A 13,423-nucleotide genomic window follows, 5' to 3' on the forward strand; every position below is an offset into this window, starting at 1 on the left:
GCCGGTCAGACCTTGAAGGCGCGCTGGAAGGCGGTGCTGTCGGTGAAGCCCAGGTCGGCGGCGATGGCGATGAGCGAGGCTTCGCTGCTGGTTAGGCGCACGATCGCCATGTCGCGCCGCAGTTGGTCCTTCAGTGCCTGGAAGGAAGTGCCCTCGGTGGCCAGGTGCCGCTGCAACGCACTCACCGACATATGCAGGCGCTGCGCGGTGACGGGCAGGTCGGGCCATTCGGGGTTGGCCAGCTGCAGCACCATGCGGACCCGCGCGCTGGCGCTGCGCTCGTTCAGGTGCGGCCCCACCACGTTGCCCGGCGTGGCGCGCAGAAAGGACTGCAGCGCGTCCCGATCGCGCCGCACCGGCAGTTTGAAGGCGTCGGCGTCGAACCAGGCGGCCGTGCGCGGCTGCCCGAAGCACAGCGAACCGGAAAGATGCGCCCGTAGCTCATCGCATGGAGCGGCAGCGCAAAATTGAAGTCGAATCGCTGCGGCACCAGCCGGCCGCCGTGCAGCCACAGCAACAAGCGCCAGAACACGCGCAGCAGATGTGCATGAAGGAATTCGGCATGTGCGCCCGGGCCGCCGCGCATCTCCAGCGCGAAGCCCCCCAGCGCGCCCTCGGTCACGGGCACCAGCGTCACGTCGTCCTGCAGCAGGGCGAAGGATTCGCTCAGGCGACGCAGGGCGCATGACAACGAATGGGCAGTGAACGCGCTGCGCACCATTAGCGCGAAGCTGCCCGGGCGCATGGGTCGCTCATGTAGGTAGCCCAGGCACTCGTCGTTCAGGCTGTCCTTGACAGCGATAAATAGCGCGTTGAACTGCTCCACGGTTACGCGCGAATCCTCGAGCTCCAGCAGCGATTCGCTGATGCCGGCGCGCCCCAGCACGCCCTTCAGCCATTCTTGCGTGGCCAGCCCCTTGCCGCGCGCGCCGTCCAGCAGGCCATGCACGGCAAAGATAGGAGCGGTGAAGACGGGTTGCAGCATTGCGTGTGATCGAAGGAGCCAACGCCGGTCGCGCGGGCCAAAAGAAGTTATTTGTCAGTTGATTGAGGCAATCCGCTATCGCCCTTGCAGGGGCCAATTATTACGATTGTCGCATCCCCAAAAACACTTCGGCAGTGGCGCTGTGCGGAACGCCCGGTGCGGGGTCAGAAGCCAACATACAAGGAGACATGCCCATGCTGCCACAGCTGTATCGCCACGCCTGGATGGACCACGAGATCGACGCTTTTCGCGAGCAGGTGCGTCGCTACGTTGCCGCCGAATTCACTCCCCGGCTCGACGAATGGCGCCGCCAGGCCATCCCGCGCGAGGTCTGGCGTCCGTTCGGCGGGATGAGCTTTCTGCTGCCCGAGATGCCCGAGACCTATGGTGGTGCCGGCGCCAGCCTCGCCTACCAGCTGGTGGTGCAGGACGAACTGGCCAAGGCCGAGATGCCGGTCAATATCGCGGTGCACACCATCGCTTCGCATTACATCCTGGACTTTGGCACCGAAGCGCAAAAGCAGCGCTGGCTGCCCAAGGTGACGAACGGCGAGATGCTGGCCGCAATCGCGATGACCGAGCCGGGCTGCGGCTCGGATCTGAAGGCCATCTCCACGGGCCCGGCGCGACGGCGACTACTACGTGATCGACGGCGCCAAGACCTTCATCACCAACGGCTTCACCGGAAACCTGCTGATCGTCGCGGCGCGCACCAGTGGCGCGGGCAGCAAAGGGTGTCGCTGTTCGTACTGGAGACCGAGAACCTGCCAGGCTTTCGTGTGGGCCGCCTGCTTGAAAAGATTGGCATGCAGGCCTCGGACACGGCGGAGCTCTTCTTCGACAGCGTGCGCGTTCCAGCCGACCAACTGCTGGGGAGCGTTGAAGGCCAAGGCTTTGGGCAACTGATGGGCGCGCTGCCCTACGAGCGCATGGTCATTGCAGTGCCGGCGGCGGCCGTCATCGACCGGGCGTTGGAGCTCACCATCGAATACACGAAGCAGCGCAAGATATTCGGTGCGCCTCTGTTCGACATGCAGACAACGCGCCAAAAGCTGGCCGAGATGGCGACCATCGCGCATGTGGTGCGCAGCTTCGTCAACGACTGTACACAGAGACTGCTGGACGGCACACTCGACAACGAGGCCGCCTACATGGCCAAGTGGTGGTGCACCGAACAGCAGTGCCGCGTGGTGGACGAGTGTCTCCAATTGTTCGGCGGCTACGGCTACATGGCCGAGTATCCGATCGCGCGGATGTATGCCGCTTCGCGAGTGCAGAAGATCTACGGCGGCGCCAACGAGGTCCTGAAAGACCTGGTTTCGAGGAAGCTGTGAACATGCCGCACACGCTGCAGTTGCCTCTGCACGGCGTCCGTGTGGTGGAGTTTGAGGGCATCGGTCCAGGCCCTCTGGCCGCCAGGATGCTGGTCGACATGGGCGCCGAGGTGATCGCGCTGGCACGGGCCGAGCAGGCTGCTGGGGCGCAGCGGCTGGGCGGGGCGGTGGAGAACCCGCTGCACCGCGGCAAGAAGGTCGAGGTCATCGACCTGAAGTCGCCCGGTGGCAAGGCGCGCGCACTGGAACTGATTGCCCAGGCCGACGCTCTGATCGAAGGCTTTCGCCCAAGGGTGATGGAGCGGCTGGGCTTCGGCCCCGCAGATTGCGCGGCGCTCAATCCCCGGCTGGTCTATGGCCGGATGACGGGCTGGGGCCAGGACGGGCCACTTGCCCACGCCGCGGGCCACGACCTGAACTACGTCGCGCTGACGGGCCTGCTGTCGCTGTCGGCGCACAGGGGGCAGGCGCCCATCGTGCCGCCCTCGGTACTCGGGGACGGTGCCGGGGCGCTAGGCATGGCTTTTGGCATCGCCTGCGCGCTGGTCGATGCACGGGCCACCGGCCGTGGCCGGGTTGTGGACGCAGCCATCGTGGACATCGTGGCCATGCTGGGCACGCTGGTGCACTGGATTCGCGCCAACGGGCAGATCGACGGCGCACAGCCGAGCCCGTTCCACGATTCGCCGTTCTATGACGTGTACGTCTGCGCCGACGGCGGCTTCATCAGCCTCGGCGCGATCGAGCCGCCGTTCTACGCATTGCTGTTGTCCAAGTTGGGCCTGGCGGACGTGAACCCTGCAGACCAGTACGACACGGCGGCGTGGCCAGCGTTGAAGGAGCGCATCGCGGCCCTCATCCGCACCCAGCCCCAGGCGCACTGGTGCGCGCTGCTTGAAGGCAGCGACGCCTGCTTTGCACCCGTGCTCAGCCTGGCCGAGGCAGTGCGGCATCCGCACAACGCGGCACGGGGCATCTACCAGACCACCTCTTTCGGCGCCATCGAAGCGGCCTCGGCCCCACGGTTCCAGGCACTCAACGCAACCACCACCCAGGAGACAAAGAAATGACTGCTACCACCCACATCGTCCGCGGCTGCCCGTCCACCACGGGCAACGACCGCCAGCTCAACACCACGACGCTGATCCGGCACGCCGCGCGCACCCATGGGGACCAGGAGATCGTCTACCGCACACCCGATGGCGGCTGGGATCGCTACACCTACGCGGACTGCTACGCGCGCATCTGCCGCAGCGCCAATGCACTGCGCGCGCTCGGTGTCGAGCCCGGCGACCGGGTCGGCATCCTGGACTGGAACAGCCGACGTCACTTCGAGCTGTACTGGTCTATTCCCGGCCTGGGTGCTGTCATGTTGCAGATGAATCTGCGCCTGGGCCCAGAGGACCTGGGCTACGTGGTCGACCACAGCAAGGTGTCCTACGTTTGCGTAGACGAGTCATTGCTACCCCTTGCCGAATCCGTCGCAGCGAATTCGCCCCAGATCAAGGGCTGGATTGTCATGACCGACAAGCCGCTGGACCAGATCAAGACCACGCTGAAACCGCTGCTGCACTACGAAGACCTGCTGGCCGCCGCCGACACGAAGATCGACTGGCCCGAGATCGACGAAACCTCGGCCTACAGCGCCTGCTATACCACCGGCACCACAGGCAAGCCCAAGGGCGTGTACTACTCGCACCGCGGCATCTATCTGCACTCCACGGCCATGGCCACCAATCTGGGCATGACGCTGGACGACTGCGTCATGCTCATCACGCCCATGTTCCACGGGCAGTTGGGGCCTGCCACAGGCCGCCACGCTGCTGGCCGACAAGATCGTGCTGCCGGGCCGCTACGCTGCCGAAGACACCAAGCCGCTGGTTGACGCCATGATCGCTGAGGGTGTGACCATCACCAACGGCGCACCGGCCATCTTCCAGCCCATGCTGCAGTACATCGAGACGATGCAGGTCAAGCCGGACTTCAGCCGCATGCGCATGCTGTCTGGCGCCTCCGAGCCGCCGCTGTCGATGATGATCGGTTTCTACGACCTCACGGGTGCTGAGGTGGTGCACGCCTACGGCGCCACCGAAGCCACGACGCTGGTGACGATGAACCGCCTCAAGTCCACGCTCAAGAAGCGCTTGACCGAGGAAGAGAAGTGGAACCTCAAGCGCAAGCAGGGTCTGGTGCTGACCGGGGTGGATATTCGCATCCTCGATGCCGACGACAAGGACTTGCCGCACGACGGAAAGTCAGCGGGCGAGATTTGCGTGCGCGGCCCCTGGATCACGGCCAGATACCACGACATGCCTGATTCCGCAGACCGTTTCCTGGAAGACGGCTGGTGGCGCTCGGGCGATGTCGGAACGGTGGACGAGAACGGTTACCTCAAAGTTACCGACCGCATCAAGGACGTGATCAAGAGCGGCGGCGAATGGATTTCTTCCATCGACATGGAAAACCTGCTCATGGGCCACCCCGCCGTGCGCGACGCCGCCGTGGTCGGCGTTCCGCATTCGAAGTGGCAGGAACGGCCACTAGCCCTGGTGGTGCTCAAGCCCGACCAGCAGGCGACCCAGGAACAACTGAAGGAGTACCTGGGCAGCGCCTTCGCCAAGTGGCAGTGGCCGGATCAGGTCCTGTTCGTCGAAGCCATCCCCAAGACCAGCGTCGGCAAGCTCGACAAGAAGCGCATCCGCGCCGAGCATGCGGGCCGCTACGCCGAGTGAGCCAACCTTTTGAACCAGGAGAACAACATGAATGACCATGAACCCGTCATCGTCGGTGCGCTGCGCACCCCGTGGCAAGCGCGGCGGGCGCCTGCAGAAATGGCATCCCGTCGATTTGTTGGGCGAGACGCTGCGCCAACTGGTCGAGCACTCCGGCATCAACCCGGCCGATCTGGACGATGTGATCGTCGGCTGCGTGCTGCAGTGGGACCAGCAGCACGGCAACCTGGGCCGTCATGCCGTATTGGCGGCGGGGCTGCCCGAATCCGTGCCGGCGGTGACGGTCGATCGGCAATGCGGGTCGGGCCAGCAGGCGGTGAGCTTTGCCGTGCATGGCATCCGGGCGGGCGCTTACCAACTGGTCATCGGTGCCGGGGTCGAGTCGATGTCGCAGGCCCCCATGCCGCCGTCGTTCGCCCGGCGCGCCGCTGGGCTCGCAATACAGCCCGAGCGAACTGGCGCGCTACCAGGACAACCCGCTGATACCGCAGGGCGCTTCCTCGGAGTTGATGAACAAGCGCTTCGGTCTCACGCGCGAGGCCTTGGATGCCTTCGCCGTGCGTAGCCATCGGCGGGCCACCGAGGCCTCGCAGGCTGGCCGCGTCAGGGATCAACTGGTGCGGCTGACCGAGGATCCGGCTGATCCGGACAGCCCGATCGTCGCCGCCGACGAGGGCGTGCGCGCGGACCCCAACCCCGAGAAGATGGCCACGCTGAAAGCCGTGTTTGCCGCCGACGGCGCCACCACGGCCGCCAACTCATCGCAGATCAGCGACGGTGCCGCCGCGCTGCTGATCGCCAGCCGTGCCTACGCCAAGCAATACGGCCTGAAGCCGCGTGCGCGCTTCGTCAGCACCGCCGTGGCAGCCGCCGACCCGGTGATCCAGTTCACCGCCGTGCTCGACGCCACCCGCAAGGCACTGAAGGAATCGGGTCTGACCCTCGACGATATCGATCTGTTCGAAGTCAACGAGGCCTTCGGCGGCGTGCCGCTGATGTTTCAGCAGGAGTTCGGCATCCTGGACGACCGCCTCAACGTCAACGGCGGCTCGATAGCCATCGGCCATCCGCTGGGCTCTACCGGCGCGCGCATGCTCACTGACCTGCTGTGCGAGCTGGAGCGCCGGGGCGGCCGCTATGGCCTGCAGACGATTTGCGAGGCCTCGGGCACGGCCAACACCACCATCATCGAGCGGCTTGGATGAGCGGGGCCACCATGAGCGAAGCCAGCGAAGTGCTCGTCAGCCGCGATGGCGCCATCGCCACCTTGACCATCAACCGCCCGCGCGCGAAGAACAGCTTGAACCGCGCGGTATTCGATGGCTGCGTGCGCAGCTTGTGCAACTGCGCGACGACGATACCGTGCGCGCGGTCATCATCACCGGCGCCGAGGGCGTGTTCTGCGCCGGGGCCGACATCACGGCCTTCGATGCGCTGCGCGCCGAGCCACTGCTGGGCGATCGTGCGGCAGCAGGCGGCCACTTTTGGTCGGAACTGGAGCGCTTCCCCAAGCCCGTCATCGCAGCGGTGGAAAAGCTCGCGCTGGGCGGCGGCACAGAATTAGCGCTGGCCTGCGACATCGCGATCGCTGGCGAGTCTGCCAATTTTGGTGTGCCGGAAGTCAAGCTGGGCGCCATTCCGGGTGCCGGGGGCACGCAGCGCCTGATCCACGCTATCGGTAAGTCCAAGGCCATGGCCCTGTTGCTGACCGGCGATTTCATCGACGCCCGCAAGGCTTGCGATGCAGGCATGGTCGCCGAAGTGACGGCTGATGGCCAGGCCCTGCCGACGGCGTTGGCGATGGCCAACCGGATTGCAGCCAATTCGCCGCTGGCCGTGGCGCTGGCGAAAGATGCGGCACTGGCCAGCTTTGAGACTCCGCTCGCGCAAGGCCTGGAGCATGAGAAGCGCAATTTTCGTCGCTTTGCGTTCGGCCGACAACCTGGAAGGGCAAGCGGCATTCTAGGCAAGCGCACACCCAACTTTACCGGCCAATAACGCCTGTTTCTCACCCATCGAGGAAAAACCATGCAACTGAACTCCGACATCTCTGCCGTCATCACCGGGGGCGCTTCCGGCCTGGGAGCCGCCACGGCCCGGCGTTTGGCCAGCCATGGCGTCAAAGTCGCCATCTTCGACATGAACGAAACCGTCGGCCAGGCGTTGGCTAGCGAACTCGGCGGCGTTTACTGCAATGTGGACGTGATGTCCGAGGAGCAGGTGGACGCCGCCTTCGCCAAGGCCCGCGCGGCCATTGGGCAGGAACGCATTCTGGTCAACTGCGCCGGCACTGCCGATGCCGTCAAGACTGTCAGCCGCGACAAGAAAACCGGCGAAATCCGCCCATGCGCGGCAGATCGTTTCAATCGCATCATTCAGATCAACCTGGTGGGCACCTTCCGCTGCATCGCCAAGTCAGCTGCGGGCATGTTGACGCTCGCGCCGCTGGCCGATGGCGACCGCGGCGCCATCGTCAACACTGCTTCGGCCGCCGCGCAGGACGGCCAGGTCGGCCAGGCCAGCTATGCGGCCAGCAAGGCAGCCATCGTGGGCATGACCCTGCCAATCGCGCGCGACATGATGGACGAAGGGATCCGGATCAACACCATCATGCCGGGGATCTTCGGTACACCGTTGCTGCTGGGTCTGCCGGACAACGTCAAACAGGCGCTGGCGGCCAGCGTGCCCTTCCCAAGCGTTTAGGCGACCCCGATGAATTCGCGCAGGCCGTCGAGTTTCTCGTTACTTGCGGCTACATGAATGCCGAGTCCATTCGTGTGGATGGTGCCATTCGCATGGCGCCGCGCTGACGCTGACGCTGAAATTTTGATCAATCAGGGAACGTCAGCATGCCTGGAAATCCGGTAATTCTCGAAAAGAATGGTGCCGTCGCGACCATAACACTCAACTCGCCAAAAAAATGAATGCGTTGAGCACGTCGGTCGTAAACGTGCTCGCTGGTGTCATTGCAGATGTCGAACGCGATGGCTCGATCCGAGCTTTGCTGCGCGGCGAGGGCCGGATGTTCAGTTGCGGAGGCGACATCGAAGAAATGGTGGCCGCAGGCGATGCGTTGTCTACCTTGGTCGATGACGAACTGAGAGTGGCCGAAAGCATGATTCCTCAATTCGCCAGCCTGCCGTTCCCGGTAGTCTGCGCCGTACAAGGCGCGGTAGCCGGAGGCGGTCTCGGGCTTGCCTTGGCCTTCTGACTACCTGATTGCCGCAAGTGGGACGAAGTTTGTGGCGGCCCATACCGGCCTCGGATACGCGGGGGATTTCGGCATCAGCTGGCTACTTCCACGCGCAGTGGGTGGACGACGCGCACGAGACATGATCTTGACCAATCGCGTAGTCAGTTCGGACGAGGCCTTGGCCTGGGATTGGTCGAGAAAGTGGTTCCTGGCGAGAGCCTGCTGGGCGAAGCGCGGCGTATGGCGGTGCAATTTTCGGTCGGACCAACGCAAGGTTATGCGGGCGCCAAGCGCCTGCAACTCGCTGCCTTCGAGAGTGATCTGGCGACCTCATTGAGGCTGGAGGCGGCCGAAATGAATCGAGCCTCGAAAACCACAGATTCGCTGGAAGCGGTTCACGCGTTCGTCGCAAAGCGAGTCCCGCAGTTTGCCGGACGCTGAACGGCTGTAGACGCATCCGGTCGGTAGGTGCTCAATCGCTGCTGGCGTCAGGTAACGGATAAACCCTGCTGCCGTCGGATTTGCCAGGATAGGGTGCCACCATGTACCTGCCCAGAAATCAGCATGCCGAGTCGTTGTTCGATGACCGGCGTCCATGGCACCAAGCTGAACCCCATACCATCATCGAGCATGGCAAAGCGGCCACTGGCGAGCATGAGGCTGCGCCGGTAGATGCCGGTCACGCGCTGGCCATCGGCCGCCAGACGGTGTTCCAGCCCGGTTTCGGTGGCAATATCCTTGGCAGCCCGAATCACATCCCGATCGCGTAGTGTCGCCAATAGATTGCGCGCGAGGATTACGCGCTGCCCGCGCCGCTCTGCCAGCCCCTGTTCGGCCAGGAATTCGGCGCGCTGCTGCATCGCCTGGTTGACCTCGCTGCCAAAGCCCAGGTTGCCCAGGCCCGAGCCGCCGCCGATCAACTGCTGGTCGAGCCAGGTGGCTCCGATCACGCGGGCCTGCCGCTCGATGGGCAGGTGCGATTTCAGCTCCACCGCCACGCCGCCCAGGCGCTGCGCATCGTAGCGACGGCCCTGCTCGGGCAGGTCGTCCGGCACCTTCCATAGCCCCTCGGCCACCCGTTCCACGATACCGGCACGGCGCAAGGCTTCCAGCCGGCGGACGGGACGCGACCACTTCCTGCGGATCGCGGCCGGGCACGGCCTGACCCTGCGCGATGGCAAGGTGGTGGTCGGTGCGGTACAGGCCATCGCTCGCCAACGCGGCGATGTTCTTGTCGGCCGCGCGCACGTCAGCCGATCTCCTTGCCTCCACCACGGCGCCGGTCGGATAGTTCGCCAGCTCGTCGCGGGCGTTGAGCGCAACGTAGTGGGCCTTGCCGTCCACGCCGTCGATGACCAGATAGCCCCGGTCGTGCAGTTCGTCGGCCAGCCCCTTCGCGGCCACGCGGCCGAGGATGGTTCGGCCATCGTCCCCAGGCTCGAACACCGCCAGTTCGCGCGGCTCGCCGCGCATGGCCCGCTGCATGGTGCGGATGATGTCGCCGCGCTCGCCCAGGGCGCGCAGGGTCTTTTCCGCATCGTTGTGGACGGTCCACGTGCCGGGCTGGGCCCGTCGGCCAGGCCCAGGCGCTGCAAACGCTGCAACCTGCCGATCAGCAGCAGACGCTGGCGTTGCAGTCGGGGTTCGTTGAGCCGTTCGACATGCACCATGCCATCGTCGCCGGCCTCGCGCTTCAAGGTGCGATCCAGGCTCGTCCACCGCTCCTGATCCACCTCGCGCCGCAAGGTCTGCTGGATCTCCAGCTCGGTGCGTGGCCCCAGCCATTCGGTCGCCAGTTCGGCGGCGCGATGGCGGAACCCATCGGCGATGTAGTCGCCCGCGATGATGAGGTCTTTGCCGGTGTCGTCGCGCCCGCGCACGACGATGTGCGTGTGCGGGTTGTCGGTGTTCCAGTGATTGACGGCCACCCAATCGAGGCCCGTGCCAAGGTCGGCCTCCATGCGACCCATGAGGTGCCGGGTATAGGTGCGCAGGTCTTCCAGCTCCGCGCCATCTTCGGGCGAAAGGATAAAGCGGAAGTGATGCCGGTCGTCGGCGCAGCGTTCCTGAACGCATCGAGGTCGGCGGCATCGGTCTGCGGCCCGTAGGCTTGGCCCGACTCGCCATCGCGGCCCACACCATCGCGCTCGATATAGCGCAGGTGCTTGGCAAGCGACTGCGGGCTGGTTCGGTGCTGATTGAGCAGCAGCGTCTTGATGGTCACACGCCGCGACATGGACGTGAGCTTCGCCCCCGCGAAGCGCGCCGCCGTGTGGCCGCGTCCCAAGCGTGAGCCGGGCCGCTGGCCGGAGCCGGCACTCTTGCTACTGCCACCAGGACGGCGCACCGCCGACTTGCCGCTGCTGGCCTTGCCCGCCTGCTTGAGTACCTTGAGACGAAGCTCTGGCCCCGGTTCTTCGGGGCGCTGGGACGGATGCGGAAATCGTCGTCGCGACGGTCGGTCATGGCTGTGCTCCTTGCAAGTTCTGGCGTGTCCGGGCGTGCGAAGCACGCGGACATGCCCGCATCGGCGCGGGCTTCGCGCCCCACGCGGCACGGTGGCGAAGCTGCTGCGTGTCGCGCCACCCCCATGTGCAGACTGGCTTTGCGGGCCGACAGGTGCCGAACCCTTTTGTCTTGCCTTCCGCATTGGCCTCCCGCATCCGCTCCCGGCCGCTGCGGCCCGGTGGCGCTGCTGCGTGAGCAGCCAGCGCCCCGGCAAACGCGGCCAGGGCCACAGGCCCGGCATGTTCGAGGCAAGACGCCTGCACTTTGACGGCTGCGCCGAATGCAGCGCGGCGTACCGCGCGAAGGCACGGGCACGCCATGTGCAGCGACATGGCACCTGTATCAGCGCGAACACGCCTGATAGCACGACGGGCTGTACGCCGATGCGCAGCGAGTCGCCGGCCTGCGGTGCAATCAGTGGCACATCGGACAGCAGCGCCGAATGCCGCGCAAAGTGCCGCGTGAAGTGCGGTGCGAATGCACGCGCACGACATGCGCGAGTGCGCGACGCCATACACCGAGACGACATGCCCGGTGGCACGACGCAATGCACGGCGACGTGCAGCGCGAGTGCGGCGGTCATGGCCGTTTCTCCAGCCAGACCGGATGCGCCACGCCGATCACGGCGGCAGCGCTGACCGGCCCGAAATACCGGCTATCGAAAGACGCCGGGTTGGTGACACTGAGCAGAAACAGCTCGCCGGGCTGGAGCTGCCGGCACTGCCTCCAGGATGGCAGCGGCCGGCCCCAGCGGTCGGCGGACAGCACGGCGGCCGACGGCACGCCGTCGATGCGGACGCTGCCGCCAGTGATGCACACCTCCTGCGGTGCCATCGCGCCCACGCGCTTGAGCAGCGGCACGCGCGTCGGCAGGTAGCCGCGCTGCGCTGCCAGCGCAGTAGCGTCCGGCGGCAGCGTGGTCAGCACGATGCTGCCCACGCGCAATGACGCTGGTAGCGAGCCCGTACGCGGATCGAGTGGATCGACGCGATACCAGCCGACCGCCACGCTATCGGACGGGTTGTAGGTCAGGCGTGGCAGCGGGTGCACGAAGGACGCCCAGGCCAGCGCAGCGAGGCCGCAGGCGGACAGGCCCGCCAGCCCGAGGCGAGCGCGCAGGCGCGAGCGAGGACGCAACGTGCCACCGGACGTACTGGCGATGGTGGAGAGGATCGTCATGGCAACGCCCTCCCTGCCAGGCAGGCGGCGTGCCTCTCGGCGGTGTATTCAGGCAACGGCAGGCGCGCAGCGAGCCGGTTGGCGAGCGTGCGCCAGTACGCGGGCGAGACGGCAGCAGACGCGATGCCCAGCGCTTCGATGGCGTCGATGCGCTCCAGCACGGCGCGCACCTGGTTTTCGCCTTCGGCGTGCAGCAGCAAGCGCGCGCCCGGCTGCACGCCGGGGATGCGCTGCGCGCCATCCAATGGCGTGCACGTCTGCATCACCATGAGCTGCCAGCGGATCGTGCCGTAGTCGTTGGACTGCCAGCGGATGCGGCAGAACACGGCGTTCGGCAGGAACACCGCGCAGCGCCGCCAGCGGTCGAACCGAATGATGTGCGCCGGCTCGCCGAAGCGCAGATAAATGTCGATGCGCTGGTCAACATAGGCCAGTGCAACGCGCGTCAGCGGCGTTGAGGCTGGTTGCGCAGCGAGCGCGGCCAGCAGTGGCGACGGTGCCGCCGTGGCCGCGTCAGCGGCAGGCAAAGCGCATGCAGTCATGGTGTTTGCTCCGGGAACTCCCGTTCCAGCAATGCGCGCAGCAGATCGGCCACCGTCACGCCCTGCGTGAAGGCCGACACCTTGATGCGCGAGCGCATGGAGGGCGTGATGTCGAGGGTCAGGCGGGCCGTGTAGAGGTCGCCCTTCTGGAGGTCGTCGGCGCTGCCCTGGCGAATCCACGCCTCAGCGTGCGGATTCGCCGGTGGGCGCGCGCCGATGCCGACGCGCTTGGCCGGGCGTTTGCTGCTGAGTGGCGGTTTCGCTGTCATGACGGCCACCGCAGCAGTTCGTCCACTAGCGCGGTGATCTCGCGGGCGGCGGCGCTGTCGGGCGCCGCCTCGCGTGCAAGCCGGCCAGCGGCCACGCTGTCGGCGAAAACAATGCGCTGATGCACTTCCGAGCGCAGCGCGGGCAGTGGCTGCTCGGCCAGAGCGCCGCGTGCTTCGCGCCCGATCACGGTGGTACTGACGCGCCGATTGATGACGAAGGCCGCGCGAAGCGCAGGCCGGAACACCTGCGCCTCGCGGATCAGCGCCACCATCTCGGCGCTGGCCCACAGGTCGTAGGGACTGGGCTGCACAGGAATCAGCACGCGCTCGGCCGCCAGCAGCGCGGAGCGCGCCAAGGCGGCGATGCGCGGCGGGCCGTCGATGACGATGTGATCGGCCCGCCTGGCGAGTTCTGGCGCCTCCTGGTGCAGCGTTTCGCGGGCGAGGCCCACAGCGCCGAACAGCCGTGGCAAACCTTGCTGGCTGCGGCGCTGCGTCCAGTCCAGCGCGGAGCCTTGCGGGTCGGCATCCAGCAGGATGACCGACTGCCCGCGCATCGCCAGCTCGCCGGCGATGTGAGTGGCGAGCGTGGTCTTGCCCACGCCGCCTTTCTGGTTGAGCAGAGCAACGATCATGGCCTGGCCCTCCGTGTTGGAAAGCCCGGCTGTTGCCGCTGCGTTG

14 protein-coding genes and 4 pseudogenes are annotated in these 13,423 nt (G+C 66.2%); 10 read left to right on the plus strand and 8 right to left on the minus strand.

What is annotated here, in order from left to right; all coding sequences use genetic code 11:
- Positions 1-5: 5 nt before the first annotated feature.
- Both F7R26_RS41975 and F7R26_RS14415 read right to left on the minus strand, forming a co-directional pair.
- Positions 6-299 carry a helix-turn-helix domain-containing protein gene (locus F7R26_RS41975; protein WP_463675066.1) on the minus strand — a complete coding sequence of 98 codons (294 nt, stop codon included), beginning with the start codon at positions 297-299 and terminating at the stop codon, positions 6-8.
- The gene (locus F7R26_RS14415; protein ID WP_463675067.1) at positions 284-985 is read right to left on the minus strand and encodes an AraC family transcriptional regulator ligand-binding domain-containing protein; all 702 of its coding nucleotides are present in this window, start codon (positions 983-985) and stop codon (positions 284-286) included. The genes F7R26_RS41975 and F7R26_RS14415 overlap by 16 nt, the downstream gene beginning before the upstream one ends.
- Positions 986-1,179: 194 nt before the next feature.
- On the opposite strand from F7R26_RS14415, the pseudogene F7R26_RS14420 reads away from it, so the two are divergent.
- From F7R26_RS14420 to F7R26_RS41995, 6 genes and pseudogenes are all read left to right on the plus strand, one after another.
- Positions 1,180-2,319: pseudogene (locus F7R26_RS14420) on the plus strand (acyl-CoA dehydrogenase family protein).
- Positions 2,320-2,321: 2 nt separating this feature from the next.
- Positions 2,322-3,389 carry a CaiB/BaiF CoA transferase family protein gene (locus F7R26_RS14425; RefSeq protein WP_043373378.1) on the plus strand — a complete coding sequence of 356 codons (1,068 nt, stop codon included), beginning with the start codon at positions 2,322-2,324 and terminating at the stop codon, positions 3,387-3,389.
- Positions 3,386-4,204, plus strand: a complete 819-nt coding sequence (locus tag F7R26_RS41980; RefSeq protein WP_277820343.1) for an AMP-binding protein — start codon at positions 3,386-3,388, stop codon at positions 4,202-4,204. Before F7R26_RS14425 ends, F7R26_RS41980 begins: the two co-directional genes overlap by 4 nt.
- Positions 4,158-5,051 (plus strand): AMP-binding protein, encoded by an 894-nt coding sequence (locus F7R26_RS41985; protein ID WP_277820344.1) that lies wholly within the window; start codon positions 4,158-4,160, stop codon positions 5,049-5,051. The genes F7R26_RS41980 and F7R26_RS41985 overlap by 47 nt, the downstream gene beginning before the upstream one ends.
- A 31-nt stretch (positions 5,052-5,082) precedes the next feature.
- A complete protein-coding gene (locus tag F7R26_RS41990; RefSeq protein ID WP_463675068.1) occupies positions 5,083-5,616 on the plus strand; it encodes a thiolase family protein in 534 nt (177 codons plus the stop codon).
- On the plus strand, positions 5,561-6,256 hold the full coding sequence (locus F7R26_RS41995) for a thiolase family protein (RefSeq protein ID WP_463675069.1): 696 nt from the start codon (positions 5,561-5,563) through the stop codon (positions 6,254-6,256). The genes F7R26_RS41990 and F7R26_RS41995 overlap by 56 nt, the downstream gene beginning before the upstream one ends.
- Here the strand turns inward: F7R26_RS41995 and F7R26_RS41765 are convergent.
- Positions 6,237-6,533 carry a hypothetical protein gene (locus tag F7R26_RS41765; protein WP_416351340.1) on the minus strand — a complete coding sequence of 99 codons (297 nt, stop codon included), beginning with the start codon at positions 6,531-6,533 and terminating at the stop codon, positions 6,237-6,239. The genes F7R26_RS41995 and F7R26_RS41765 overlap by 20 nt on opposite strands.
- Between F7R26_RS41765 and F7R26_RS14440 the strand changes: the two genes are divergently transcribed.
- The 4 genes and pseudogenes from F7R26_RS14440 (at position 6,414) to F7R26_RS41455 (ending at position 8,685) form a co-directional block, all read left to right on the plus strand.
- Entirely contained in the window at positions 6,414-7,049 is a 636-nt protein-coding gene (locus F7R26_RS14440; RefSeq protein WP_416351334.1) for an enoyl-CoA hydratase-related protein, read from the plus strand. The genes F7R26_RS41765 and F7R26_RS14440 overlap by 120 nt on opposite strands.
- Before the next feature lie 30 nt (positions 7,050-7,079).
- Positions 7,080-7,861, plus strand: a pseudogene (locus F7R26_RS14445) (SDR family NAD(P)-dependent oxidoreductase).
- Between the two features lie 110 nt (positions 7,862-7,971).
- Positions 7,972-8,262 (plus strand): enoyl-CoA hydratase-related protein, encoded by a 291-nt coding sequence (locus F7R26_RS41450; RefSeq protein ID WP_277820345.1) that lies wholly within the window; start codon positions 7,972-7,974, stop codon positions 8,260-8,262.
- A 31-nt stretch (positions 8,263-8,293) separates the two neighbouring features.
- Positions 8,294-8,685 (plus strand): annotated as a pseudogene (locus tag F7R26_RS41455) (enoyl-CoA hydratase/isomerase family protein).
- 47 nt (positions 8,686-8,732) lie between these two features.
- On the opposite strand, the pseudogene F7R26_RS14455 reads toward F7R26_RS41455, so the two are convergent.
- From F7R26_RS14455 to parA, 5 genes and pseudogenes are all read right to left on the minus strand, one after another.
- A pseudogene (locus F7R26_RS14455) lies at positions 8,733-10,710 on the minus strand (relaxase/mobilization nuclease domain-containing protein).
- A 621-nt stretch (positions 10,711-11,331) separates the two neighbouring features.
- Positions 11,332-11,931 (minus strand): S26 family signal peptidase, encoded by a 600-nt coding sequence (locus tag F7R26_RS14460; protein ID WP_150986366.1) that lies wholly within the window; start codon positions 11,929-11,931, stop codon positions 11,332-11,334.
- A complete protein-coding gene (locus F7R26_RS14465; protein WP_150986368.1) occupies positions 11,928-12,473 on the minus strand; it encodes a DUF2840 domain-containing protein in 546 nt (181 codons plus the stop codon). The genes F7R26_RS14460 and F7R26_RS14465 overlap by 4 nt, the downstream gene beginning before the upstream one ends.
- Complete coding sequence (locus F7R26_RS14470) at positions 12,470-12,742, minus strand: chromosome partitioning protein ParB (protein ID WP_150986369.1); 273 nt, start codon at positions 12,740-12,742, stop codon at positions 12,470-12,472. The genes F7R26_RS14465 and F7R26_RS14470 overlap by 4 nt, the downstream gene beginning before the upstream one ends.
- Positions 12,739-13,377 (minus strand): ParA family partition ATPase, encoded by a 639-nt coding sequence (gene parA / locus F7R26_RS14475; protein WP_150986370.1) that lies wholly within the window; start codon positions 13,375-13,377, stop codon positions 12,739-12,741. The genes F7R26_RS14470 and parA overlap by 4 nt, the downstream gene beginning before the upstream one ends.
- Positions 13,378-13,423 lie beyond the last annotated feature (46 nt).

Origin of the sequence: Cupriavidus basilensis (assembly GCF_008801925.2) — a bacterium.
In the GTDB taxonomy this organism is placed as follows: Bacteria; Pseudomonadota; Gammaproteobacteria; order Burkholderiales; family Burkholderiaceae; genus Cupriavidus; species Cupriavidus basilensis.

Bases quoted from the DNA above. Each gene is read 5' to 3' on its own strand.
- F7R26_RS14415 (WP_463675067.1), bottom strand. From the start codon at position 985: ATGCTGCAACCCGTCTTCACCGCTCCTATCTTTGCCGTGCATGGCCTG.
- F7R26_RS14425 (WP_043373378.1), top strand. From the start codon at position 2,322: ATGCCGCACACGCTGCAGTTGCCTCTGCACGGCGTCCGTGTGGTGGAG.
- F7R26_RS41980 (WP_277820343.1), top strand. From the start codon at position 3,386: ATGACTGCTACCACCCACATCGTCCGCGGCTGCCCGTCCACCACGGGC.
- F7R26_RS41990 (WP_463675068.1), top strand. From the start codon at position 5,083: ATGACCATGAACCCGTCATCGTCGGTGCGCTGCGCACCCCGTGGCAAG.
- F7R26_RS41995 (WP_463675069.1), top strand. From the start codon at position 5,561: ATGAACAAGCGCTTCGGTCTCACGCGCGAGGCCTTGGATGCCTTCGCC.
- F7R26_RS41450 (WP_277820345.1), top strand. From the start codon at position 7,972: ATGAATGCGTTGAGCACGTCGGTCGTAAACGTGCTCGCTGGTGTCATT.
- F7R26_RS14460 (WP_150986366.1), bottom strand. From the start codon at position 11,931: ATGACGATCCTCTCCACCATCGCCAGTACGTCCGGTGGCACGTTGCGT.
- F7R26_RS14465 (WP_150986368.1), bottom strand. From the start codon at position 12,473: ATGACTGCATGCGCTTTGCCTGCCGCTGACGCGGCCACGGCGGCACCG.
- F7R26_RS14470 (WP_150986369.1), bottom strand. From the start codon at position 12,742: ATGACAGCGAAACCGCCACTCAGCAGCAAACGCCCGGCCAAGCGCGTC.
- parA (WP_150986370.1), bottom strand. From the start codon at position 13,377: ATGATCGTTGCTCTGCTCAACCAGAAAGGCGGCGTGGGCAAGACCACG.